The organism is Achromobacter deleyi (assembly GCF_013116765.2).
Taxonomy (GTDB): domain Bacteria; phylum Pseudomonadota; class Gammaproteobacteria; order Burkholderiales; family Burkholderiaceae_B; genus Achromobacter; species Achromobacter deleyi_A.
Genome location: NZ_CP074375.1, coordinates 2,798,630 through 2,821,956, shown reverse-complemented (window position 1 = coordinate 2,821,956; position 23,327 = coordinate 2,798,630). Strand labels below are relative to the sequence as shown.

Here is a 23,327-nt window from a genome sequence, read left to right as displayed (position 1 = left end):
CATATGAGCCGCTCCGCCTCCGAACGCCGTGCCAATGTGACGCCGTCGACCCTCGCGCTGGCCGGGCGTCCCGAGTCCGCCGTCGATCTTTGGCTGGGCCAGCAATTGCGGCAGCTGCGCAAGCAGCACGGGCGGTCGCTGGCCGATGTGGCCCGGGCCTGCGGTATGTCGCTGGGCCTGCTCAGCCAGATCGAACGAGGCCTGAGCTCCGCATCCGTGAAAGTGCTGCAGCTGCTGGCCCGCGAGTTCCGCGTCTCGGTCAACTCACTGCTGCGCAATGCGGAACATACCGAGGGCGAGGATGGCGGGCGCGTAGTCCGCGCGGGCGCGCACCGCTACATTGACCTGAAGGAAAAAGGCATCAGCAAAGAGATGTACACGCCGCCTGCGTGCCGCAGCATGGATCTGTGCCGGGCCTCCATCGAACCCGGCGGCTCGACCGGCAACGAGCTTTTCGTCACCGGGCAGGGCGAGCAGATCGGCGTGGTGCTCAAGGGCTCGCTGGAGCTTTGGGTGGGCGATCGCGTCATCCTGCTCAAGGAAGGCGACAGTTTTTGCTATGCCAGCAGCACACCGCGCCGCTGGCGCAATCCCGGGTCTCAGACGACCGAGGTCATCTGGGCCATATCGAACATCAATCAAGCCTTGGGGGACGACACGCAACAGGCGCCATGAGCGCGCAGCACCTAATGCGGCGGGATGACACTGGGGATCATTCCGCCACCGGGCGCGCGGAACGCCGTCCGGATTTCCTTGCCACGATGAGGATATGTCATGAAATTCAAGACTCTTGTTGTCTCTGTATTCGCAGCATTGTCCATGGCCGCGGGCGCGCAAGCCCAAACCGTGCTGAAGGTCGGGTCCACGCCTACCGGCAGTCCGTTCACGTTTCTCGATACCAAGACCAACAGCATCGAGGGGGTGATGGTCGACATCGTGAAGGCGGTCGGCAAAGAAGCCGGTTTCGCGGTGCAGATCGAGCCCATGGCATTTTCGGCGCTCATCGGCTCGTTGACGTCCAAGCGCATCGACATCGTGTCGGCAGCCATGTTCATCACCCCGCAGCGCCAGCAGGTGGTGAGCTTCTCCGAGCCGGTCTACCGCTACGGCGAAGGGCTGATGGTGCTGAAGACCGACAACAAGGAATACAAGTCGTTCGCCGACATGAAAGGCATGACGGTCGGCGTGCAGGTCGGCACCGCGTTCGTGGAACCGATCCAGAAAAGTGGCGTCTTCAAGGAAGTGAAGCTTTACGACAACCCGCCCGACATGATGCGCGATGCCAATGCCGGCCGCATCCAGGGCGGTTTCATGGACTTTCCCATCGCCACCTACATTCTGACGCAGGGGAACTATCCCAATCTGAAGATGGCGCAGTCCTATCAGCCGACCATCCTGGGCAGCCTGGGCCTGGCCACGCGCAAGGAAGACACGGAGCTGCTGGAGCGCATCAACAAGGCGCTGGCCAAGCTGAAGGCTGACGGCACCATCGACGCCATTCTGAAGAAGTGGGGCCTGGGCGGCGCATGACGCTGGCTTGAGCGCGCATTAACCAATCAATTGCACAAGCTCTGCCGGCGCGGTCGTGCCCGCCGGCGGATGGGGCGCATCCGGCGCTCCCGCGGGCAGTCCTGTCGGGGTGGGTTGAGTCATGATGGAATTCTTCAAAGACGCGGCAGAGTTCATGCCGATACTGCTGGAAGGCGCAAAGCTCACCATCCTGGTCACGCTGGGCTCGCTTGCGCTGTCCACGGTGCTGGGGCTGGTGTGGGCGCTGATGCGGGTCTCTGGCAACAAATACCTGTCCAGTTTCAGCGGCGGCGTGATCAACCTGCTGCGCGGCATACCCATCATCGTGCTGCTGTTCTATATCTACTTCGTGATGCCCGACATGGGGGTCTCGCTCAGCGCGGTGCAGGCCGCGATCATCGGCCTGGGCGTGGCATATTCCGCCTACCAGGCCGAGAACTTCCGCGCGGGAATCCAGGCCATTGACCGCGGGCAGATCGAAGCGGCCATGGCCATGGGCATGAGCTGGAGCCTGACCATGCGGCGCGTGGTGCTGCCGCAGGCGGTGAAGATCGTGCTGCCGCCCTACGGCAACATCATGATCATGATGCTCAAGGACTCCTCGCAGGCCTCCACCATCACGGTGGCGGAACTGGCTCTGCAGGGCAAGCTGATTGCCGTCTCCACCTTCAAGAACGCCACGGTATTTTCGCTGGTGGCGCTGATGTATCTGGTGATGTGCGTGCCGCTGATTCTGCTGGTCCGGCATCTGGAAAAAAGGAGCGCCACCAAATGATCGAACTCCGTGGAGTCCGCAAGAGCTTCGGTCCGCTCGAGGTGCTCAAGGGCATCGACGCCGAGGTTGCTCAGGGCGAAGTGGTATGCGTGGTCGGTCCGTCCGGGTCGGGTAAGTCAACCATCCTGCGGTGCATCAATGGGCTGGAGCGCTACAACGCCGGTCGCATCACCGTGGACGGAGAACTCGTGGATTGCGATTCGCCGTCCATTGTGTCGATCCGCACGCAGGTGGCGATGGTGTTCCAGCGCTTCAACCTGTTTCCTCATCGCACGGCGCTGGAGAACGTGATCGAAGGGCCGATCTTCGTGAAGAAGGAGCCGCGCGCCCAGGCGCTGGAGCGGGGCCGCGAGCTCCTGGCCAGCGTGGGCCTCGCGGACAAGGAGGACGCGCATCCGAACCAGTTGTCCGGCGGCCAGCAGCAGCGCGTGGCGATTGCGCGCGCGCTGGCAATGCAGCCCAAGGCCATTCTGTTCGACGAGCCGACCTCCGCGCTGGACCCGGAGCTGGTCGGCGATGTCCTGGGCGTCATGCGCAAACTGGCCGAGGCAGGCATGACGATGGTCGTCGTGACGCACGAAATGAGCTTCGCGCGCGAGGTCGCGGACCGCGTCATGTTCTTCGATGGCGGCGTCATGGTGGAGCAGGGCGCCGCCCGTGAAGTGCTGAATCATCCGCAGCATCCCCGTACGCAGGATTTCCTGCGCCGCGTGCTGCATCCCATGTAAGGAATCACCATGCAGCAAGCGCCGTTTCCTCTTTCCCCTTCGTTGTGGGCAGCGACCGCGGCGGCGCCTCCGCCCACCGAGCCGCTGTCCGCTTCCACGCAGGCGGACGTCCTGGTGGTCGGCGGCGGCTACGCCGGCTTGAGCACCGCGCTGCATCTTGCGGAGCGGGGAATCAAGGCCGTATTGCTGGAAGCGCGGGAGATCGGCTTCGGCGGATCGGGCCGCAATGGCGGCCAGGTCATTCCGGGCCTGAAGTATGACCCCGACGCCTTGCTCTCCATGTTCGGCCCCGAACGCGGCGAACGGCTGCTGCGATTCGCCGGCGCCACGGCGGACTCGGTGTTCAACCTGATCGAGCGTCACGCCATGGATGTGCCGCATGTGCGCAACGGCTGGATCCAGGGGGCGCACAATCCCGAGGCCTTGCGTGTGGCGCACGAGCGCGCCGCGCAGTGGGCGCGGCATGGCGCGGATGCCCAGCCGCTGGACCGCGCGCAGGTGGCGCGTCTGATCGGCGCGGACAAATACCTGGGCGGCTGGCTCGACAAGCGCGCGGGCGCGGTGCAGCCCCTGAGTTACGCGCGAGGCCTGGCGCGCGCCGCGTTGAATGCAGGCGCCTTTCTTCATACGGACACCCCCGTCACCGGCCTGAAGCGGGAGGGCGGCAAATGGACGGCGTCCACCGCCCGAGGTCCCACGGTCACGGCCGACCGCGTCGTGATGTGCACGAATGCCTACGGCGGCGACCTGTGGCCGGGGTTGAAGCCGTCGATCATCGATGCCAATACGTTTCAGGTCGCGACCACGCCATTGCCGGAACACATCCGGGCCGGAATATTTCCGGAGGGGCACGTCTCGTCCGACACGCGCAACCTGCTGCTGTATTTCCGCCTGGACCACCAGGGCAGGCTGCTGATGGGCGGGCGCGGTCCGTTCCGCGAGCCCAGGGGGGCCGGAGACTGGGCGCACCTGGAGCGCGTGATGCTCAAGATGTTCCCCCAGGTGGCGGGCACGCCGTTCGAATTCCGCTGGTGCGGCCGCGTCGCCATCACGCGCGACTATCTGCCTCACCTGCATGAGCCGGAACCCGGGCTGCTGGTGGACATCGGTTGCCAGGGGCGCGGCGTGGGCCTGCAGACCAGCATGGGCCAGGCCATGGCGCAATACGTGGCGACGGGCGACGCCAGCGCGCTGCCAGTGCCTTTGTCGCCGGTGGTGCCGTTTCCCCTCTACGGCCTGCGGCGGCTCTACGTCAATGCCGTGGTGACGTGGTATCGGATGACCGACGGCGGTGTCTGAGTGCTGCGGCTTCGTCGAAAAAAAACCCCGGAAGCCATCTCCGGGGTTTTTCTTTCAGCGCGGCGGCGCCGCGGTTCACTCGCCCAGCTTGGCCCGCTGTTCCTGCACCTTTTGCAGGGTTTCACCGAACTGCGCCATGCGCGCCTTTTCTTGCTCGACCACGGCGGCCGGAGCGCGTTCCACGAAGCTGGCGTTGGACAGCTTGGCGTTGGCCTTGGCGATTTCACCAGCCAGGCGCGCGATTTCCTTGTCCAGGCGCACGCGTTCCGCCGCCACGTCGATTTCAACGTGCAGCATCAGGCGGCTGGCGCCCACGACCTGGACCGGGGCTCCGGCGTCCGGCAGGGCGTCCAGCACCTCGACCTGGCTCAGCTTGGCCAGCGCGGCCAGGTAGGGCGCGTTGCGGGTCAGCTTGGGCGCATCGCCCTGGGCGCACAGCGGCACCTTCTGGGCGGGCGACAGGCTCATTTCCCCGCGCAGGGCGCGCACGGCTTCGATCTGCGCCTTCAGTTCGGCCACGTCGGCTTCAGCCGCGGCGTCCACGGCTGCGGGGTTGGCCTGCGGGAAAGGCTGGACGCTGACGCTGTCCGCCACCCCTTCCTTGCGCTTGCCTGCCACCACCGAGACCTTCTGCCAGAGTTCTTCCGTGATGAACGGAATGATCGGGTGCGCCAGGCGCAGCACGCATTCCAGGACGCGGATCAGCGTGCGGCGGGTGCCCAGCTGCTGGGCCGGCGTGCCGGTCTGGATCTGCACCTTGGCCAGTTCCAGGTACCAGTCGCAGTACTCGTCCCACACGTAGCGGTAGAGCGCGTTGGCGATGTTGTCGAAGCGATAGTCGGCAAAGCCGCGGGCAACGTCGGCTTCCAGCGTCTGCATCTGGCTCACGATCCAGCGGTCCACGAAGGACAGCTCGCCGGCATCCGGGCCGGTCAGGTCGTGGCCTTCGGTATTCATCAGCACGAAGCGCGTGGCGTTCCACAGCTTGTTGCAGAAGTTGCGGTAGCCTTCGCAACGCTTCAGGTCGAAATTGATGTTGCGGCCCAGGGTCGCGTAGGCGGCCATCGTGAAGCGCAGGGCGTCGGTGCCGAACGCGGGGATGCCGTCCGGATACTGGCGGCGGGTCGCCTTTTCGATGGCTCCGGCCTGCTTCGGGTTCATCAGGCCGTAGGTGCGCTTGACGACCAGGCCGTCCAGGTCGATGCCGTCGATCAGGTCGACCGGGTCCAGGGTGTTGCCCTTGGATTTGCTCATCTTCTGGCCGTCCGCGTCGCGGATGAGGCCATGCACGTAGACGTGCTTGAACGGAATCTGGCCGGTCAGGTGCGTGGTCAGCATGACCATGCGCGCGACCCAGAAGAAGATGATGTCAAAGCCCGTGACCAGCACGCTGGAGGGCAGGTAGCGCTGCAGGTCCGGCGTGTTTTCAGGCCAGCCCAGCGTCGTGAAGGGCACCAGGCCCGACGAGAACCAGGTGTCCAGCACGTCCGGGTCGCGCGTGAGTTCACCCGTGACGCCGGCGGCACGCGCCTGCTCGATCGCGCCGGCTTCGTCGTGCGCCACGAAGACCTGGCCGTCTTCCGAATACCAGGCGGGGATCTGATGGCCCCACCAGAGCTGGCGCGAGATGCACCAGTCCTGGATGTTGTTCAGCCACTGGTTGTAGATGGTGGTCCAGTTGTCGGGGTAGAACTGGATGCGGCCGTCGGCCACCACTTCCAGGGCGACCTCGGTGATGCTCTTGCCGGGGTTCAGCGTGCCTTCCGGCGCGGGCTTGCTCATGGCCACGAACCACTGGTCGGTCAGCATGGGCTCCAGGACGACGCCGGTGCGGTCGCCCTTGGGCTGCATCATCTTGTGCGGCTCGATCTTGACCAGATAGCCTTCAGCTTCCAGCTGCGCCACGACCGCCTTGCGGGCCTCATAGCGTTCCATGCCCTGGAATTGCTTCGGGCCGTTCTCGTTGATGTGAGCGTCCAGCGTGAAGATCACGATCAGCGGCAGATCGTGGCGCATCGCGCAGGCGTAGTCGTTGAAGTCGTGCGCGCCGGTGATCTTCACGCAGCCCGTGCCGAATTCAGGGTCGACGAAGTCGTCGGCGATGATGGGAATGTTGCGGTCGCAAAGCGGCAGTTCCACTTCCTTGCCGACTAGGTGCTTGTAGCGGGGGTCGTCGGGGTGGACGCACAGCGCGCCGTCGGCCAGCATGGTTTCCGGACGGGTGGTGGCGATGGTCATGCCGCGCAGCGTGACGGTCTGGCCATCCTTGTCGGTGATGGTCTGCGGTCCGTCGACGAAGGGATAGAGGATGTGCCACATGTGGCCATCGGTCTCTTCGGACTGGACTTCCAGGTCGGAAACGGCCGTCAGCAGCTTGGGGTCCCAGTTGACCAGGCGCTTTCCGCGATAGATCAGTCCCTGTTTATGCAGGCGCACGAAGGTCTCCACCACGCCGCGCGACATGCGGTCGTCCATGGTGAAGTACTCGCGCGGCCAGTCGGCCGACGCGCCCAGGCGGCGAACCTGCTCGGTGATGGCGTTGCCGGACTTTTCCTTCCATTCCCACACCTTTTCCACGAATTTCTCGCGGCCCAGGTCGTGGCGGGTGATCTTATCGGCGTCCAGCTGTCTTTCAACGACGATCTGCGTGGCGATGCCGGCATGGTCGGTGCCCGGGATGAACACGGTGTCGTCGCCCGACATCCGGTGGTAGCGGATCAGGCCGTCCATGATGGTCTGGTTGAATGCGTGGCCCATGTGCAGGGTGCCTGTCACATTGGGCGGCGGGAACTGGATGACGTAGGGCTGGCTTTCCGTCCCCGTTTTTACGTGCTGGCCGGCCGTGAAGTATCCGCGCTTGTCCCACTCGGCGTACCAGCGGGATTCCAGTTCGGAGGGTTCGAAGCTCTTGGAGAGTTCCGGGGTGTCGCTCGCGGGAGTCGAGGCGTTCGGGGGAGCAGCTTGAGTCATTACAGGGTTCCGGCAGACAGGGGCGCCCGGGCTAGGGATACGGGCAGCAAACCGCTCATTTTAAGATGTAATGCGGTCTTCTCAGCGTGTTAGAATACCGGGTTACTGTAAACCTTTTAGAAGTCCCTGAATTCATTGAGGATTCCTTCAGAAATGCGCGCGGAATAGTTCATGTCCGCTCGTGTTCGGAATCCGGCGAACGATCCGGGGCGCGTCCGACAGGTCGGCAGTGTCGAATCCCTGCCTTGGCCAAGTGGTTCAGGAAGGCCCGAGACATCCATTCGTTTCGGACCGCCTGTGCGCCAACAGCGCAATGACGCTTCAAGGGTGACACCGACAAGCGCAGAGCCACGCCAGGCAATTCACTAGAAACCAGTCAGAAATCAGTTTTTGGAGTTCTTATGTCCATTCAACGCACCCTCTCGATCATCAAGCCCGACGCCGTTGCCAAGAACGTGATCGGCCAGATCGTCGGCCGTTTCGAGCAAGCCGGCCTGAAGGTCATCGCCGCCCGTCTGGCCCAGCTGTCGCGCGCCGACGCCGAGCGCTTCTACGCCGTGCACAAGGAACGTCCCTTCTTCAAGGACCTGGTCGATTTCATGATCTCGGGCCCGGTCTTCGTGCAAGTGCTGGAAGGTGAAGAAGCCATCCTGAAGAACCGCGACCTGATGGGCGCCACGGACCCGAAGAAGGCTGCCCCCGGCACCATTCGCGCCGATTTCGCCGACAGCATCGACGCCAACGCCGTCCACGGCTCCGACGCTCCGGAAACGGCTGCTGTCGAAATCGCGTTCTTCTTCCCCGAAATCAACATCCACAGCCGTTGATTTTCGCGGAACAATTGTTCAAAGCTTTTTAGTTTTACCCAGGTCATGGAATCCGTCGAACGAATCAATCTGCTGGGGCTGGATGGCTCCGCCCTGTCCGAACTTGTCGGACAGTGGGGCGGCAAGCCGTTTCGCGCCCGTCAGCTGCAGCGCTGGATGCACCAGCGCGGCGCCGATTCGTTCGACGCCATGACCGACCTGGCCCGCGAATTCCGCGGCCAGCTTGCGACGCACTGCCGCATCGAGGCATTGCCCGTCAACATCGAGCAGCGCTCGACCGACGGCACCCGCAAGTGGCTGTTCGACGTGGGGCAGGGCAATGCCATCGAAACCGTCTTCATCCCCGAAGACGACCGCGGCACGCTGTGCATTTCCAGCCAGGCCGGATGCGTGGTGAACTGCCGCTTCTGCTCGACCGGGCACCAGGGCTTCAACCGCAACCTGAAGACCAGCGAGATCATCGGCCAGCTGTGGTGGGCCAAGCGCGTGCTGGAGGCCGATATCGGCACCGCCCGCCTGGAAAGCGCCCGCGCCTCCGAAGATACGCGCGTCATCAGCAACGTCGTCATGATGGGCATGGGCGAACCCTTGCTCAACTACGACCAGGTCCTGCCGGCCTTGCGCCTGATGCTGGACGACAATGCCTATGGCTTGTCGCGCCGCCGCGTCACGGTGTCCACGTCCGGCGTGGTTCCCATGATGGACCGCCTGTCGCAAGACTGTCCCGTGGCGCTGGCTGTGTCGCTGCACGCACCCAACGATGCGTTGCGCGACGAGCTGGTGCCGCTGAACAAGAAGTACCCGCTGAAGGAGTTGCTGGCCGCTTGCGAACGCTATCTGGCGTTTGCTCCGCGCGACTTCATCACATTTGAATACTGCATGCTGGACGGCATCAACGACACCGACCAGCACGCCAAGGAACTGATCCAAATTGCACGCCAGTTGCGCTGCAAGCTCAATCTGATCCCGTTCAATCCCTTCCCCGAATCCGGCCTGAAGCGCTCGAATTCGGCGCGTGTGAAAGTGTTTGCCCAGCGTCTGATGGACGCGGGCATCATCACGACCGTCCGCAAGACCCGGGGTGACGATATCGATGCGGCTTGTGGTCAACTGGCCGGAGAGGTGCGGGACCGTACTCGGATCACCGAGCGCAATGCCGCACAGCGCCAGACCATACCAATTAAACAGGTGCATGCATGACGCAGGATTTCGCTTCTGCAGTTTCCGAATCGTCCGCAGGCGCTGCGGGCAGCGTGGGCTCGGCATTGCGCGCGTTGCGCCAGTCCAAGGGCTGGTCGCTCGACGAAGTGTCCAGCCGCATCAAGTTTTCCGCGAAGCAGATCGAAGCCCTTGAAAACGAGCAGTGGGGCAATCTTCCCACTGGCGTTTCCCTGCGCGGCCTGGTCCGCAACTATGCGCGCCTGCTGGGCGCGGACTCGCAAGCCATCGTCGATTCGCTGGAGCCCAAGGCCCGCGTCACCGGTCCGGTGAAGCTCAGCCCGGGCGCCCTGCATTCGGCGCATTCCATCCCGCAATCCAGCGCGGACGAAGAACGTTCGTCCTCGACGTCTTGGGGATGGCTTATCGCCATCGTGCTGGTGCTGGCCGCCGGCGTGGCGTATGCCTTCTGGCAAGGCTGGTTGCCGCAGCAATGGCTGCCGTCCGACTGGCTGCCGAAGCCGACCAAGTAACCCGGTTCTACCCGATGCAAGATTCTTCTCTGCCTTGCCAGGATGCGCCGCCTCCCTCCGTGGGGGCCGCGGCACGCCGCGCCACGCGTTCGGTCGCGGTGAAGTGGGGCGATCGTGTCGTGACGGTTGGCGGAGACGCCCCGGTCGTGGTCCAGTCCATGACCAACACCGACACCGCGGACGCCATCGCCACCGCGATCCAGGTCAAGGAGCTGGCGCAGGCCGGCTCCGAACTTGTGCGGATCACGGTGAATACGCCGGAGGCGGCCCGCGAGGTCGTCGCCATCCGCGAACAGCTCGACCGCATGGGCGTGAACGTGCCGCTGGTGGGAGACTTCCACTACAACGGCCACAAGCTCCTGACGCAGTTCCCCGAATGCGCCCAGGCGCTGTCCAAGTACCGGATCAACCCCGGCAACATGGGGGGCGGCAAGCGTCGCGACGACAATTTCGCGCAGATGATCGAAGTGGCTTGCCGCTACGACAAGCCGGTGCGCATAGGCGTGAACTGGGGCAGCCTGGATCACGAACTGATGGCGCGCAAGATGGACGAAAACAGCCGCCGCGCCCAGCCCTGGGAAGCCCAGGCCGTGATGCGCGACGCGCTCGTCGTGTCCGCCATCACCAACGCGCAGCGCGCCGAAGAACTCGGCCTGCGGCGCGATGCCATCATCCTGTCGTGCAAGGTCAGTCATGTGCAGGACCTGATCGCCGTCTACCGCGACCTGTCCGCCCGTTGCGACTACCCTTTGCACCTTGGCCTGACCGAAGCCGGCATGGGCAGCAAGGGCATCGTGGCCTCCACGGCCGCGCTGGCCGTGCTGCTGCAGCAGGGCATTGGCGACACGATCCGCATTTCGCTCACCCCGGAACCGGGCGGCGATCGCAGCCGCGAAGCCATCGTCGCGCAGGAAATCCTGCAAACGATGGGCTTGCGCGCATTTACGCCCATGGTCGTGGCCTGCCCCGGCTGCGGACGCACCAGCAGCACGTTCTTCCAGGAACTGGCCGATAGCATCCAGTCCTATCTGCGCCGGCAGATGCCGGTCTGGCGGGCGGCGTATCCCGGCGTGGAAAGCATGAACGTCGCCGTCATGGGCTGTGTGGTCAATGGGCCGGGCGAAAGCCGTCATGCCGACATCGGCATCAGCCTGCCGGGCACTGGTGAAGTGCCGGCCGCCCCGGTGTTTGTCGACGGCGAGCGTACCGTGACGCTCAAGGGCGACCATATCGCCGAAGAGTTCCAGGCCATCGTTGAAGACTACGTTGCGCGCCGCTACGGCGCGCTCGCCTCTCATTAAAGTAAGGGTGTAGCCGCTAGCGCGCTTGCCGGCGCGCGACGCGGCATGATCAAGATGACTCAAGCTTTCCAGAAAGTCGCCGCCATACGCGGCATGAATGACCTGTTGCCGGGGGCAAGCGCCCGCTGGGAGCAATTCGAGGAAATCGTGCGCGGCTGGCTGCGCGGCTACGGCTATCGCAATGTGCGTACGCCCGTGCTTGAGCATACGCGCCTGTTCGCGCGCGGCATCGGCGAAGTGACCGACATCGTCGAGAAGGAGATGTACACCTTCACCGATGCGCTCAACGGCGAATCGCTGACGATGCGGCCCGAAATGACCGCTGGCATCGTGCGCGCCTCCATCGAGCACAACCTGCTCTATGACCGTCCGCAACGCGTCTATTCGATCGGTCCGGTGTTTCGCCACGAGCGGCCCCAACGCGGCCGCTACCGCCAATTCCACCAGATCGACGTCGAAGCCCTGGGCTTTGCCGGCCCCGACGTGGATGCCGAACTGATCGTCATGCTGGCCCGTCTCTGGAAGCTGCTGGGCCTGAAGGACGTGCGCCTGGAGCTGAACTCGCTGGGCCAGCCGGCCGAGCGCGCCGCGCACCGCGCGGCCCTGATCGAGCACCTGGAAAAGCATCGCGACATCCTGGACGAAGACGGCCAGCGCCGCATGTACAGCAACCCCTTGCGCGTGCTGGACACCAAGAATCCCGCCATGCAGGAAATGGCCGACAGCGCGCCGCGCCTGTTCGACTTCCTGGGCGATGAGTCCCGCGCGCACTTTGACGGCGTCTGCCAACGCCTGGCCGACGCCGGTATCGAATACCGCCTGAACCCGCGCCTGGTCCGCGGGCTGGACTACTACAACCTGACCGTGTTCGAGTGGGTCACGGACCGCCTCGGTTCCCAGGGCACCGTCTGCGGCGGCGGCCGTTACGACGGCCTGGTCGAACTGCTGGGCGGCAAGCACGCGCCCGCCGTGGGCTTTGCCATCGGCATGGAGCGCCTGCTGGACCTGTGGGAGCAAAGCGTCGAAGTCGACGCTCCGGCGGAATGCGACGTCTATGTCGTGCATCAGGGTGAAGACGCGCAGCGCCTGGCCGCCCGGGTGGGCGAAGACCTGCGCGACGCGGGTCTGTCGGTCATCGTGCATGCGGGTTCGGCGGGCTTCAAATCCCAATTCAAGCGCGCGGACGCCAGCGGCGCCCGGGTTGCGGTTATTCTTGGCGCCGATGAAGTGGCCTCGCAGACCGCCAGCGTCAAATTCCTGCGCGCCGGCGAGCAAGGCGAAGCCGCGCAGCAGCAGGTCCCGTTGGCGCAACTGGCCGACGCATTGAATAACAAGGGTTAAGGCATGGCATACGATCTGGAAGAACAGGAAAAACTCGACGCGATCAAGGCGTGGTGGGCTCGTTACGGCACCCTGGTGTTCACGCTGGTGGCGGTCGTGGTCCTGGCTTGGGGCGGCTGGTGGGGCTGGAAGGCGTACGAGTCGCATCGCGCCAACCAGGCCATGGGCTACTTCGAAGCGCTGGAAGATGCGGCACGCCTGGGCGGCGCCGATTCCTCGGTGCGCATCAAGACCGCCGCCGCGACGCTGCGCGAGAAATATCCGGCCACGGGCTACGCCGCGCGTGGCGCGCTGGTGGCGGCCCAGGCGCTGCAAGCCCAGAAGGATGAGGCCGGCGCCCGCGAACAGCTTGAATGGCTGGCCGCGCAGGGCAAGAATCCCTCCATGCAGGCCGTGGCGCGGCTGCGCCTGGCGGGCATGCTGCTGGACCAAAAGCAATACGATGCCGCACTGGCGCAGTTGAACAACCCGCCGGCTGCCTTCGCCGCCTTGTTCGCGGACCGCCGCGGCGACGTTCTCGCCGCGCAAGGCAAGCGCGACGAAGCGCGTACGGCATGGCAGAGCGCCATTGATGGCCTGGGTACGGCGAATCCTCTGACCCAGGTCGTGCAACTGAAACTGGATGCCTTGAGCGGAGCGTGACTGTAATGCGTAAATTTGCACTTGGCCGTAAGTGGCGCGGCGCCGTTTGCCTGGCAGGCTTGCTTGCGCTGGGCGGATGCGGCATGTTTTCCCATGACGACGGCCGATACGATCCCGCGCCGCTGACCGAATACAAGGCCGGCATGTCCGTGCGCCAGGTCTGGTCCACGTCGATCGGCAGCGGTTCCGGTCTGGGCTTCGCGCCCACGGTGCTGGGCGATGCGGTCTACGCGGCCACGCCCGATGGTTCGGTGGGCAAGTTCGATCTGCAAAGCGGCCGTCCCATCTGGAAGGCCAAGACCGACGGCAAGCTGTCGGCCGGCGCGGGCAGCGATGGCACGACCACCGCCGTGGCTTCGCCCAACGGCGACGTGATCGCCTTCGACGACACCGGCAAGGTGAAGTGGAAGGTGCGCGCCACCAGCGACGTCAGCGTTCCGCCCGTCGTGGGCTACGGCATCGTCGTGGTCCGCAGCGGCGACTACCGGATCCAGGCCTTTGATGCCAACAGCGGCGAACGTGTCTGGAGCGTGCAGCGCCCCGGCCCGTCGCTGGCCCTGCGCAGCGTGTCGCAGATGGTCCTGGCCGAAGGCCTGGTCATTTCCGGCCTGCCCGGCGGCAAGCTGATGGCCATTGCTTCCAATAGTGGTAACGTGCAATGGGAAGGCACCGTGGCGACGCCGCGCGGCGCTAGCGACCTTGAGCGCCTGACCGACGTGGTCGGTGCGCCCCGCATCGCGGGCAACCTGCTTTGCGCGGTCGCCTATCAGGGACGCATCGTCTGCTTTGATGTCACCGCGGGTGGCCGTCCGCTCTGGACCAAGGACTTTTCCAGCGTGAGCGGAGTGACCCTGGACGAACGCTTTGCCTATGCGGCCGACCAGAACAGCGTGGTGAACGCATTTGCGCTGGATAATGGCGGCAATCTCTGGAAGCAGGCGGCGCTCAAGAACCGCCAGCTCACCGCACCGGCTATGCTGGGGGGAGCGCTGGCAGTGGGCGACCTGGAAGGCTACGTGCACTTCGTTTCGCGCAGTGACGGCAGCCTGATGGCGCGGCTGTCCGTGGGCGGAGGAGCCATTGTCTCGCCGCCGCAAACGACTCCCCAAGGAGTGCTGGTCCAGACGGGCAATGGCAATCTCGTCCTGATCGGCACCAACTAAAACCTATAGAACAAAGCCTTACACCGTGTCTTTCAAGCCTGTCGTTGCCCTGGTCGGTCGCCCCAATGTGGGGAAGTCGACCCTTTTCAACCGCCTGACGCGATCGCGCGCCGCGCTGGTGGCCGATTATTCCGGCCTGACCCGCGATCGCCACTACGGCGAGGGCAGGGTAGGCGAGATCCCCTTCATCGCTATCGATACCGGTGGTTTCGAACCCGTCGCCAAGGACGGCATCCTGTTGGAGATGGCCCGCCAGACCCGGCAGGCCATCGCCGAGGCCGATGTCGTGGTGTTCCTGGTGGATGCCCGCGCGGGGATCAACGCCCATGACCACGAGATCGCCCAGTTGCTGCGCAAGTCGGGCCAGCAGCGCGTCCTGCTGGCCGTGAACAAGGCGGAAGGCATGGGCTTGGGCGCCGCCATCTCCGAGTTCCACGAGCTGGGTCTGGGTCAGCCCTATCCCATTTCGGCGGCGCACGGCGACGGCATCGTCGACCTGATCGAACTCGCGCTCAAGGACCTGGCCGAACCGCCCTCCGAAGAGGAGCCCGCCGAGGACGGCGAACACGATCACCGCATCAAGCTGGCGATCGTGGGTCGCCCCAACGTGGGCAAGTCCACGCTCATCAATACGTTCATGGGCGAAGAGCGCGTGATCGCGTTCGACATGCCCGGCACGACGCGCGACGCCATCGAGATCGATTTCGAGCGCGACGGCCGCCGTTACACGCTGATCGACACGGCCGGCCTGCGCAAGCGCGGCAAGGTGTTCGAGGCAGTAGAAAAATTCTCCGTCATCAAGACCTTGCAGGCCATCGAGGCCAGCAACGTCGTGCTGCTGATGCTGGACGCGCAAACCGAGATTTCCGAACAAGACGCGCATATCGCCGGCTTCGTGCTGGAAACGGGGCGCGCCGTGGTGGTCGCCATCAACAAATGGGATGGCCTGGACGGCGAGGAAAAGGAGCGCATCGAGCGTGAATTCCAGCGCAAGCTGCGCTTCCTCTCGTTCGCGCGCATGCACACGATTTCCGCGTTGCGCGGGCAGGGCATCAAGCCTTTGCTCAAGTCGATCAATGCCGCGCACGCCGCCGCGTTCGCCAAGCTGTCCACGCCCAAGCTGACGCGTGAGCTGCAAGCCGCCATCGAGCAGCAGCAGCCTCCGCGCAAGGGTATTTTCCGTCCCAAGATGCGTTATGCGCACCAAGGCGGACAGAACCCTCCGCTGGTCGTCATCCATGGCAACGCGCTCGACGCCATCCCCGACTCGTACCGCCGTTACCTCGAAACGCGTTTCCGCAATGCGTTCGACCTCGCCGGCACGCCGTTGCGCATCGAATTCAAGTCCTCGCACAACCCCTACGCGCAGGAAAGCTGATCCATGAGCCGTTTCTGGAGTCCCGTCGTCGGGACGCTCCATCCGTATGTTCCGGGCGAGCAGCCCAAGCTTCAGAACCTGGTCAAACTGAATACCAACGAGCATCCTTACGGGCCATCGCCCAAGGTGCTCGATGCAATCCGCGCGGCCTGCGACGAATCGCTCAAGCTCTATCCCGACCCTTCGTCCGACCGCCTGCGCCAGGCGATCGCCTCCTCCGTGGGCGTGCAGCCGGGCCAGGTGTTCGTGGGCAACGGCTCGGACGAAGTGCTGGCGCATGTTTTCCTGGCGCTGCTCAAGCATGAGCGGCCGCTGCGCTTTCCGGACATTACCTACAGCTTCTACCCGGTCTACTGCGGCCTGTACGGAATCCAGTACGAGACCCTGCCGCTGACGGCCGACTTCCGCATCGACGTCGAAGACTACCTGCCCGGTCGCAACGGGCAGGCGGGCGCCATCATTTTCCCTAATCCCAATGCGCCCACGGGCCGCGCGCTTAGCGCCGCGGAAGTCGAGCGCATCGTGGCCGCCAACCCCGACACGGTCGTCGTGGTGGATGAGGCTTACGTCGATTTTGGCGCAGAGTCGGTGATCCCGCTGGTGGCGCGCCACGACAATCTGCTGGTGGTGCAGACGCTCTCGAAGTCGCGTTCGCTGGCCGGCCTGCGCGTCGGATTCGCCGTCGGCAGCGCCGCGCTGATCGACGGGCTCGAGCGCGTAAAGAACAGTTTCAACTCCTACCCCATCGATCGCCTGGCATCCGCCGGCGCAGTGGCGGCATTGGAAGATACAGAGTACTTTGAGAAGACTCGCCAAGCCGTGATCGAAACCCGGTCGCGGATGACGGCGGGCCTGGAGTCGTTGGGGTTCGAGGTGCTGCCGTCGGCCGCGAATTTCGTGTTCGCGCGGCACCCCTCGAAAGACGCCTCGGGCCTGGCCGCCGCCTTGCGTGAGCGCAGCATCATCGTGCGCCATTTCAGTCATCAGCGCATCGATCAGTTCTTACGCATTACCGTGGGCACCGAAGGGCAGTGCGACCAGCTTCTGAGCGCGCTCGCGGAGGTCCTGCAAACATGACTTTCAGAGGCTTTTCAGCTGGAAAACTCTGGTGTCATTTTTGCTTCCCGGCCAAGTAGCACGGGCCGGGAAAACCCTGTAGAGTACGTGTTTCGGCGTACGCCACCAGTACAAAAAGTACGCCACCACTCAATAACAAACAAATGGAGCCTGGCCAATGAGCAATAAAGGGCAAACTCTGCAAGATCCGTTCCTGAACACGCTGCGCAAGGATCATGTGCCCGTGTCGATTTACTTGGTGAACGGTATCAAGCTTCAAGGGCAAATCGAATCTTTTGACCAGTACGTGGTGCTGCTGCGCAATACGGTCACCCAAATGGTCTACAAACACGCCATTTCCACCGTCGTTCCCGCGCGTGCCGTGAATTTTCAGGTGGAAGTCCCTGCTGAGTAATCTCGCTCCAGCTTTACCTTTTATTGCCCGCCGGACGGTTCACGTCGGCGGGCATTTTCGCTTTGGCTCCAATATGGTGCATGTATGCGCGCTCTGATTATCAGCGTGGATCTGGGTGATCCAGACTTCACGGCCCATGCCGAGGAATTCGCCATGCTGGCCAAGGGCGCGGGCGCGGAAATCGTCGGCACCCTGACCGCTCGGCGCGACCGCCCCGACGCCAAATTCTTCATCGGTTCCGGCAAGGCCGACGAGGGCGTCGCGATGGCGCAGGCGTTGTTGGCCGATATCGTCCTGTTCGACCAGCCCTTGTCGCCCGCCCAGCAACGCAACCTGGAGCGCGCCTTCAATCTGCGGGTGGTCGACCGCGTCGCGCTCATCCTGGACATCTTTGCGCTGCGCGCAAAGAGCCATGAGGGCAAGTTGCAGGTGGAACTGGCGCAATTGCAGCATCTGGCCACGCGCCTCACGCGCATGTGGAGCCACCTGGAGCGTCAGCGCGGCGGTATCGGGATGCGCGGACCCGGCGAGTCGCAGCTCGAAATGGATCGCCGCATGATCGGCAGCAAGGTCAAGACGCTGCGCGAACGGCTGGACCGCGTGGAGCGCCAACGCGTGACCCAGCGCCGGGCGCGCGCCCGGGGCGGTGCGCTGTCGGTGTCGCTGGTGGGCTACACCAACGCCGGCAAGTCCACCCTGTTCAACGCCTTGACCCGGGCCGACGCCTACGCCGCCGATCAACTGTTCGCGACCCTGGACACGACCACCCGCCGTATCTGGATCGAAGGGGCTGGGTCGGTGGTGGTGTCCGATACGGTCGGCTTCATCCGCGATCTGCCTCACGGCCTGATCGCCGCGTTCCGCGCCACCCTGGAAGAGACTGTGCACGCCGACTTGCTGCTGCATGTCGTGGATGCCGCCAGTCCGCAACGGGATGAGCAGATTTTTGAAGTCAACAAGGTCCTCGCCGAAATCGGCGCTGCCGCGATTCCAACCATTCTGGTATACAACAAGATAGACCGGGCTGGACTGGAACCCCGGGTGGAGCGCGATGCACATGGTACGATTGCGCGAGTATTTGTAAGCGCCACCGAGCGCGCCGGTCTGGATGCGTTGCGCGGGGCAATTGCGGAGACCGGACAGATTGTGGGAAACAATGCCGCGAATTATCAAACTCTTCAATCTGAATGACCCCGGTTGGGGTCGTGGGAACAACAATGGCTCCGAGCCGCCGCCCAAGCGGCCTCAAGGCAATGGAGACGGCCCTCCCGATCTGGACGAGGTCTGGCGCGATTTCAATAATCGCATCGGATCCCTGTTCGGTCGCAAGGGCGGGGGCGGCAATAACCGCCCTGGCAACCGTGGCGGCATGACGCCGCCTTCGCCGCGCGGCGCACGCATTGGCCTGGGCGTCATCGCCCTGGTCGCGGCGGGCATCTGGCTGGCTAGCGGCTTCTACATCGTGCAAGAAGGCCAGGTCGCGGTCGTGACCCAGTTCGGCAAATACAAGAGCACGTCGCAGGCCGGTTTCCAATGGCGCATGCCGTACCCCATTCAAAGCCACGAGATCGTCAACGTGTCGCAGCTGCGCACGTTCGAAGTCGGTTTCCGTGGCGGTTCGCGCAACAAGGTCCTGCCTGAAGCGCTGATGCTCACGACGGACGAGAACATCGTCGATATGCAGTTCGTCGTCCAGTATCGCCTGCGCGCCGATGGCGCACCCGACTACCTCTTCATGACGCGCGACCCGGACGAATCCGTCCGCCAGGCGTCTGAAACCGCCATGCGCGAAGTCGTGGGCAAGCAATCGATGGACTTCGTGCTGTACGAAGGCCGCACCACCGTTGCCTCCCAGGTGCAGGCGCTGATGCAGCAGATCCTGGATCGCTACCAGACGGGCGTGCAGGTCAGCACCGTTGCCATTCAGAACGTGCAGCCTCCCGAACAGGTCCAGGCCGCGTTCGACGACGCCGTCAAGGCCGGTCAGGACCGCGAGCGCCAGATCAACGAAGGCCAGGCGTATGCCAACCAGGTCGTGCCGCTGGCCAGTGGCCAGGCGTCGCGCATGACGGAGCAGGCCGAAGGCTACAAGGCCAAGGTCGTGGGCGATGCGCAAGGTAATACCTCGCGCTTCACCAGCATTCTTGGCGAGTACGAGAAGTCGCCCGTGGTCATGCGCCAGCGCATGTACCTGGAAAGCATGCAGGACATCTTCACGCGCGCCAGCAAGGTCATGGTCGACACCAAGAGCAACAACAACATGTTGTATCTGCCCTTGGACAAGATCATGCATCTGGCAGCCCAGGATGCAGGCAAGTCCAGTGTCGGCAACCCTGGTTCGCCCGCTCTGATCAGCCCGCCCGTCCAGCCGCCTTTGCGCGGCAACGCCGTGCCGGTGCCTCAGCCTTCCGGCAGCAGCAATAGCAACACGCTGCCCCGCGACCGTACGTCGCGCTAACCCGGAGGAGTCCTGATCATGCAACGTCTTATGCCCATCCTGGTCGGCCTGCTCATTGTGCTGGCCGTCCTTTCTTCCAGCGTCTTCGTTGTCCGCGAGCGCGACTACGCCCTGGTGTTCTCGCTGGGTGAAGTGCGCAAGGTCATCAGCGAACCGGGCCTGTACTTCAAGGCCCCGCCGCCGTTCCAGAATGTCGTGACGCTCGACAAGCGCATTCTGACCATCGAAACCAACGAAGCCGAACGAATCCAGACTTCCGAAAAGAAGAACCTGCTGATCGATTCCTACGTCAAGTGGCGCATCGCGGACCCCCGCCTGTTCTACGTGACGTTTGGCGGCAACGAGCGCGCGGCGCAAGAGCGCCTGCAAGCCCAGATCCGCGACGCGCTGAACGCGTCGGTCAACGTACGCACGGTGCGTGACGTCGTGTCCACCGAACGCGACAAGATCATGGCCGAAATCCTGACCAACGTCGCCAAGCGCGCCGAGCCCTTGGGCGTGCAGATCGTCGACGTTCGTCTGCGCCGGATCGAATTTGCCCCGGAAATTTCGGAATCGGTGTATCGCCGCATGGAGGCGGAGCGTACTCGCGTCGCCAACGAGCTGCGTTCCATCGGCGCCGCCGAAGGCGAGAAGATCCGCGCAGAGGCTGACCGCCAACGTGAAGTCATCGTGGCCCAGGCTTACGCCAAGGCCCAGGGCATCATGGGCGAGGGCGATGCCGCCGCGGCCTCGATCTACGCTCAGGCTTATGGCAAGAACCCGGATTTCTACACGTACTACAAGAGCCTGGAAGCCTATCGCGCTTCGTTCTCGAAGCCGGGCGACGTGCTGGTGGTTGACCCCAGCTCCAGTTTCTTCCAGTTCATGAAGGATCCGGCCGGCGCCGCCCTGGCCCCGGTCACCGTGCCCGCCAAGTGATGCGGCTGCGGTAGCTGGCAAGACAAGCCCCTTGGTAATCCAAGGGGCTTTTTCGCTTCTGGCCACTTGGGAATTGTTCTTTGGCCGTATTGGGGACAGTCTCGTGCCGGGGCGTTGGCGGCTGGCGCTGGCCGCCGAACCATGTACAATACCGCGTAAGCTAGAAAACATTCCGCAGCGGCTGAGCGGGCTTACGCCCCCTCAGCCGCTTTTTCGTTTGGGCGACGCCCACGCATCACTTGGCGTTATTCAGGTAAACATTCATGGGTAACTGGTTGCTGCCCGAGAGCCTTGCCGACGTACTTCCGGCAGAGGCCCGGCGCATCGAGGAATTGCGCCGCGAACTTCTCGATTTGTACCGTACTTACGGCTTCGAGCTGGTCGCGCCGCCCCTGGTCGAGTACATCGATTCATTGCTGTCCGGTACCGGTAGCGATCTGGATCTGCGCACCTGCAAGCTGATCGACCAGCTTTCGGGCCGCACGCTGGGCGTGCGGGCGGACATGACGCCCCAGGTCACGCGCATCGATGCGCACTTGTTGAATCGGGCTGGTGTTACCCGCCTGTGCTACTGCGGCAACGTGCTGCACGCCCGCCCGGCGGACTTGCTGTCCAGCCGCGAGCTGTTGCAAATCGGCGCCGAGATCTACGGTCATGCCGGTTTTGAAGCTGATCTGGAGATCATCCAGCTCGTGCTGGAAACCGTCGCGATCGCCGGTGTGCGCAACCCCCGGCTGGATTTGTGCCATCCGGGCGTGCTGCGCGCCATCCTGGAATCGGATCCGGCGGCCGCTGCGTTGTCGCAGGACGTCATCCGCCTGATGCGCGACAAAGACGTGCCCGGGCTGGGCGAGCTGGCAGCGCGTGCGCCCGGCATGCGTCAGGAAACGCTGAAGGCTTTGCAGTTGCTGCCTAATTTGTACGGTGGCCAGGAAGTGCTGGAAGAGGCGCGTCGCGATCTGCCGTCACTGGCCGGAGTCGCGGCGGCGCTTGATGCGTTGCAGGTCGTGGTGGACGCCATGCCGAATGTCTCGTTCAGCGTCGACCTGGCCGATGTGGCAGGCTATGGCTACCATTCTGGCGTGAAGTTCGCGCTGTACGCGGAAGGCTGGCGCGATGCGCTGGTCAGTGGTGGCCGCTATGACGATGTCAGCCGTGCGTTTGGCCGGGCGCGTCCGGCCACCGGCTTCAGTCTTGATTTACGCAAACTGGCGGCGGGTTTGCCGCCAGCGGAACGGGCGCGAGCGGTTCGCGCGCCCTGGGGGCAGGCCCCCGCCTTGACCGAGGCGGTTCGCCGCCTTCGCCGGTCAGGGGAAATTGTCGTTCAGGTATTGCCCGGTCACGAGCAGGATCAGGACGAATTCGTTTGCGATCGCGAGCTGGCGCTGCAGGATGGCGCCTGGACGGTCAGAACGCTGTGACTAACTCCCTCTCGGAAACGAGGGGGCCGCGGGGAGATTTCCGGATTTCCCGAGAAACTCGATATTGATTCGTAACATGAGCAAGAACGTAGTCGTAATCGGCACCCAATGGGGTGACGAGGGCAAAGGCAAGATCGTCGACTGGCTGGCGGAATCCGTCCAAGGCGTGGTCCGCTTCCAAGGCGGTCACAATGCCGGCCATACGCTGTGGATCAACGGCAAGAAGACGATTCTTCGCCTGATCCCGTCGGGCATCATGCATCCCGGTGTCACCTGCTTTATCGGCAATGGCGTCGTGCTGTCCCCGGAAGCCCTGCTCAAGGAAATCGAAGAGCTTGAGGCCGCCGGTCTGGACGTGCGTTCGCGTCTGCAGATCTCCGAAATCTGCCCGCTGATCCTCCCTTATCACGTCGCCATCGACAAGGCGCGCGAAGCGCGCAAGGGCGAAGGCAAGATTGGCACGACCGGTCGCGGCATTGGCCCGGCGTACGAAGACAAGGTGGCCCGCCGCGCATTGCGCGTGCAGGACCTGTTCAATCCCGCGCTGTTCGACGAAAAACTTGCCGAAGTGCTGGATTACCACAACTTCGTGCTGACCAAGTACCTGGGCGCCGAGGCGGTTTCCGCCAATGAAGTGCGCGACCAGGCCATGGCGCTGGCTCCGGCCATCGCCCCGATGGTCAAGGACGTGTCGAGCAATCTGTACGCCATGCAACAGGAAGGCAAGCGCCTGCTGTTCGAAGGCGCGCAAGGCGCGTTGCTGGACGTCGATCACGGCACCTATCCCTTCGTCACCAGCAGCAACTGCGTCGCCGGTGCGGCGTCGGCTGGCGCCGGCGTGGGTCCGCAGCAGCTGGATTACGTCCTGGGCATCACCAAGGCCTACACCACCCGCGTCGGCTCCGGTCCGTTCCCCACGGAGCTGGTCGACGAGATCGGCACGCGCCTGGCCACGATCGGCAAGGAATTCGGTTCGGTCACCGGCCGTCCGCGCCGCTGTGGCTGGTTCGATGGCGCCGCGTTGAAGCGTTCGGTCCGCCTGAACGGCATTTCCGGCCTGTGCATCACCAAGCTGGACGTGCTGGACGGCCTGGAAACCATCCAACTGGGCGTCGGCTACCGTGTGAACGGTGAGTTCCGCGACGTGCTGCCTTATGGCGCGCACGCCGTGGCCCAGGCGCAACCGGTGCTGGAAGAACTGCCGGGCTGGTCGGAATCGACCGTTGGCATCACCGAATACGACAAGCTGCCCGCGGCCGCCCGCCGTTACCTGGAGCGCGTCGCCGAAGTCTGCGGCGTGCCGATAGACCTCGTGTCGACCGGTCCGGACCGCAACGAGACCATTGTCCTGCGTCATCCCCTGAAGGGCTGACATCGGGTTATTATTCCAAAGGCCGCCGCCGGTCTCATA

21 protein-coding genes are annotated in these 23,327 nt (G+C 64.0%); 20 read left to right on the top strand and 1 reads right to left on the bottom strand.

Annotation, left to right across the window (positions count from 1 at the left end; genetic code table 11):
- Window positions 1-3: 3 nt before the first annotated feature.
- The 5 genes from HLG70_RS12615 (at window position 4) to HLG70_RS12595 (ending at window position 4,332) form a co-directional block, all read left to right on the top strand.
- Window positions 4-675, top strand: a complete 672-nt coding sequence (locus HLG70_RS12615) for a helix-turn-helix domain-containing protein (RefSeq protein ID WP_171664057.1) — start codon at window positions 4-6, stop codon at window positions 673-675.
- A 99-nt stretch (window positions 676-774) separates the two neighbouring features.
- Complete coding sequence (locus HLG70_RS12610; RefSeq protein ID WP_171664058.1) at window positions 775-1,530, top strand: ABC transporter substrate-binding protein; 756 nt, start codon at window positions 775-777, stop codon at window positions 1,528-1,530.
- Window positions 1,531-1,651: 121 nt separating this feature from the next.
- Complete coding sequence (locus HLG70_RS12605; protein ID WP_171664059.1) at window positions 1,652-2,305, top strand: amino acid ABC transporter permease; 654 nt, start codon at window positions 1,652-1,654, stop codon at window positions 2,303-2,305.
- Complete coding sequence (locus HLG70_RS12600) at window positions 2,302-3,033, top strand: amino acid ABC transporter ATP-binding protein (protein WP_171664060.1); 732 nt, start codon at window positions 2,302-2,304, stop codon at window positions 3,031-3,033. The genes HLG70_RS12605 and HLG70_RS12600 overlap by 4 nt, the downstream gene beginning before the upstream one ends.
- 9 nt (window positions 3,034-3,042) lie before the next feature.
- A complete protein-coding gene (locus HLG70_RS12595; RefSeq protein WP_171664061.1) occupies window positions 3,043-4,332 on the top strand; it encodes an NAD(P)/FAD-dependent oxidoreductase in 1,290 nt (429 codons plus the stop codon).
- Between the two features lie 75 nt (window positions 4,333-4,407).
- On the opposite strand, the gene HLG70_RS12590 is transcribed toward HLG70_RS12595, so the two are convergent.
- The gene (locus HLG70_RS12590) at window positions 4,408-7,302 is read right to left on the bottom strand and encodes a valine--tRNA ligase (protein WP_171664062.1); all 2,895 of its coding nucleotides are present in this window, start codon (window positions 7,300-7,302) and stop codon (window positions 4,408-4,410) included.
- Window positions 7,303-7,703: 401 nt separating this feature from the next.
- Between HLG70_RS12590 and ndk the strand changes: the two genes are divergently transcribed.
- The 15 genes from ndk to HLG70_RS12515 all read left to right on the top strand — a co-directional run bounded on the left by ndk (window position 7,704) and on the right by HLG70_RS12515 (window position 23,288).
- Window positions 7,704-8,129, top strand: a complete 426-nt coding sequence (gene ndk / locus HLG70_RS12585; RefSeq protein ID WP_171664063.1) for a nucleoside-diphosphate kinase — start codon at window positions 7,704-7,706, stop codon at window positions 8,127-8,129.
- Window positions 8,130-8,174: 45 nt separating this feature from the next.
- Window positions 8,175-9,329 carry a 23S rRNA (adenine(2503)-C(2))-methyltransferase RlmN gene (gene rlmN / locus HLG70_RS12580; protein WP_171664064.1) on the top strand — a complete coding sequence of 385 codons (1,155 nt, stop codon included), beginning with the start codon at window positions 8,175-8,177 and terminating at the stop codon, window positions 9,327-9,329.
- Entirely contained in the window at window positions 9,326-9,820 is a 495-nt protein-coding gene (locus HLG70_RS12575; RefSeq protein WP_171664065.1) for a helix-turn-helix domain-containing protein, read from the top strand. The genes rlmN and HLG70_RS12575 overlap by 4 nt, the downstream gene beginning before the upstream one ends.
- 14 nt (window positions 9,821-9,834) lie before the next feature.
- Window positions 9,835-11,121 carry a flavodoxin-dependent (E)-4-hydroxy-3-methylbut-2-enyl-diphosphate synthase gene (gene ispG, locus HLG70_RS12570; protein WP_171664066.1) on the top strand — a complete coding sequence of 429 codons (1,287 nt, stop codon included), beginning with the start codon at window positions 9,835-9,837 and terminating at the stop codon, window positions 11,119-11,121.
- 54 nt (window positions 11,122-11,175) lie between these two features.
- On the top strand, window positions 11,176-12,462 hold the full coding sequence (gene hisS, locus HLG70_RS12565; RefSeq protein WP_171664067.1) for a histidine--tRNA ligase: 1,287 nt from the start codon (window positions 11,176-11,178) through the stop codon (window positions 12,460-12,462).
- Window positions 12,463-12,465: 3 nt separating this feature from the next.
- Window positions 12,466-13,104 (top strand): YfgM family protein, encoded by a 639-nt coding sequence (locus HLG70_RS12560; protein ID WP_171664068.1) that lies wholly within the window; start codon window positions 12,466-12,468, stop codon window positions 13,102-13,104.
- A 5-nt stretch (window positions 13,105-13,109) separates the two neighbouring features.
- Window positions 13,110-14,267: an outer membrane protein assembly factor BamB gene (gene bamB / locus HLG70_RS12555; RefSeq protein WP_171664069.1), complete on the top strand. Its 1,158-nt coding sequence runs from the start codon at window positions 13,110-13,112 to the stop codon at window positions 14,265-14,267.
- A gap of 25 nt (window positions 14,268-14,292) precedes the next feature.
- A complete protein-coding gene (der, locus tag HLG70_RS12550; protein WP_171664070.1) occupies window positions 14,293-15,645 on the top strand; it encodes a ribosome biogenesis GTPase Der in 1,353 nt (450 codons plus the stop codon).
- Window positions 15,646-15,648: 3 nt separating this feature from the next.
- A complete protein-coding gene (hisC, locus tag HLG70_RS12545) occupies window positions 15,649-16,722 on the top strand; it encodes a histidinol-phosphate transaminase (protein WP_171664071.1) in 1,074 nt (357 codons plus the stop codon).
- A gap of 157 nt (window positions 16,723-16,879) precedes the next feature.
- A complete protein-coding gene (hfq, locus tag HLG70_RS12540) occupies window positions 16,880-17,116 on the top strand; it encodes an RNA chaperone Hfq (RefSeq protein ID WP_006218585.1) in 237 nt (78 codons plus the stop codon).
- A gap of 84 nt (window positions 17,117-17,200) precedes the next feature.
- Complete coding sequence (hflX, locus tag HLG70_RS12535) at window positions 17,201-18,307, top strand: GTPase HflX (RefSeq protein ID WP_171664072.1); 1,107 nt, start codon at window positions 17,201-17,203, stop codon at window positions 18,305-18,307.
- Entirely contained in the window at window positions 18,273-19,574 is a 1,302-nt protein-coding gene (hflK, locus tag HLG70_RS12530) for an FtsH protease activity modulator HflK (RefSeq protein ID WP_171664073.1), read from the top strand. The genes hflX and hflK overlap by 35 nt, the downstream gene beginning before the upstream one ends.
- An 18-nt stretch (window positions 19,575-19,592) precedes the next feature.
- Window positions 19,593-20,495 carry a protease modulator HflC gene (gene hflC / locus HLG70_RS12525; RefSeq protein WP_171664074.1) on the top strand — a complete coding sequence of 301 codons (903 nt, stop codon included), beginning with the start codon at window positions 19,593-19,595 and terminating at the stop codon, window positions 20,493-20,495.
- 263 nt (window positions 20,496-20,758) lie between these two features.
- Window positions 20,759-21,916, top strand: a complete 1,158-nt coding sequence (locus HLG70_RS12520) for an ATP phosphoribosyltransferase regulatory subunit (protein ID WP_171664075.1) — start codon at window positions 20,759-20,761, stop codon at window positions 21,914-21,916.
- 76 nt (window positions 21,917-21,992) lie between these two features.
- Window positions 21,993-23,288 carry an adenylosuccinate synthase gene (locus HLG70_RS12515; RefSeq protein WP_171664076.1) on the top strand — a complete coding sequence of 432 codons (1,296 nt, stop codon included), beginning with the start codon at window positions 21,993-21,995 and terminating at the stop codon, window positions 23,286-23,288.
- Window positions 23,289-23,327: the final 39 nt, after the last annotated feature.

Coding starts and splice junctions, on each gene's coding strand:
- HLG70_RS12595 (WP_171664061.1), top strand. CDS start 3,043: ATGCAGCAAGCGCCGTTTCCTCTTTCCCCTTCGTTGTGGGCAGCGACC.
- ispG (WP_171664066.1), top strand. CDS start 9,835: ATGCAAGATTCTTCTCTGCCTTGCCAGGATGCGCCGCCTCCCTCCGTG.
- HLG70_RS12615 (WP_171664057.1), top strand. CDS start 4: ATGAGCCGCTCCGCCTCCGAACGCCGTGCCAATGTGACGCCGTCGACC.
- hfq (WP_006218585.1), top strand. CDS start 16,880: ATGAGCAATAAAGGGCAAACTCTGCAAGATCCGTTCCTGAACACGCTG.
- hflX (WP_171664072.1), top strand. CDS start 17,201: ATGCGCGCTCTGATTATCAGCGTGGATCTGGGTGATCCAGACTTCACG.
- HLG70_RS12520 (WP_171664075.1), top strand. CDS start 20,759: ATGGGTAACTGGTTGCTGCCCGAGAGCCTTGCCGACGTACTTCCGGCA.
- HLG70_RS12515 (WP_171664076.1), top strand. CDS start 21,993: ATGAGCAAGAACGTAGTCGTAATCGGCACCCAATGGGGTGACGAGGGC.
- hflK (WP_171664073.1), top strand. CDS start 18,273: ATGCCGCGAATTATCAAACTCTTCAATCTGAATGACCCCGGTTGGGGT.
- HLG70_RS12560 (WP_171664068.1), top strand. CDS start 12,466: ATGGCATACGATCTGGAAGAACAGGAAAAACTCGACGCGATCAAGGCG.
- hisC (WP_171664071.1), top strand. CDS start 15,649: ATGAGCCGTTTCTGGAGTCCCGTCGTCGGGACGCTCCATCCGTATGTT.
- HLG70_RS12590 (WP_171664062.1), bottom strand. CDS start 7,302: ATGACTCAAGCTGCTCCCCCGAACGCCTCGACTCCCGCGAGCGACACC.
- ndk (WP_171664063.1), top strand. CDS start 7,704: ATGTCCATTCAACGCACCCTCTCGATCATCAAGCCCGACGCCGTTGCC.
- bamB (WP_171664069.1), top strand. CDS start 13,110: ATGCGTAAATTTGCACTTGGCCGTAAGTGGCGCGGCGCCGTTTGCCTG.
- hisS (WP_171664067.1), top strand. CDS start 11,176: ATGACTCAAGCTTTCCAGAAAGTCGCCGCCATACGCGGCATGAATGAC.
- HLG70_RS12610 (WP_171664058.1), top strand. CDS start 775: ATGAAATTCAAGACTCTTGTTGTCTCTGTATTCGCAGCATTGTCCATG.
- HLG70_RS12605 (WP_171664059.1), top strand. CDS start 1,652: ATGATGGAATTCTTCAAAGACGCGGCAGAGTTCATGCCGATACTGCTG.
- HLG70_RS12575 (WP_171664065.1), top strand. CDS start 9,326: ATGACGCAGGATTTCGCTTCTGCAGTTTCCGAATCGTCCGCAGGCGCT.
- rlmN (WP_171664064.1), top strand. CDS start 8,175: ATGGAATCCGTCGAACGAATCAATCTGCTGGGGCTGGATGGCTCCGCC.
- HLG70_RS12600 (WP_171664060.1), top strand. CDS start 2,302: ATGATCGAACTCCGTGGAGTCCGCAAGAGCTTCGGTCCGCTCGAGGTG.
- hflC (WP_171664074.1), top strand. CDS start 19,593: ATGCAACGTCTTATGCCCATCCTGGTCGGCCTGCTCATTGTGCTGGCC.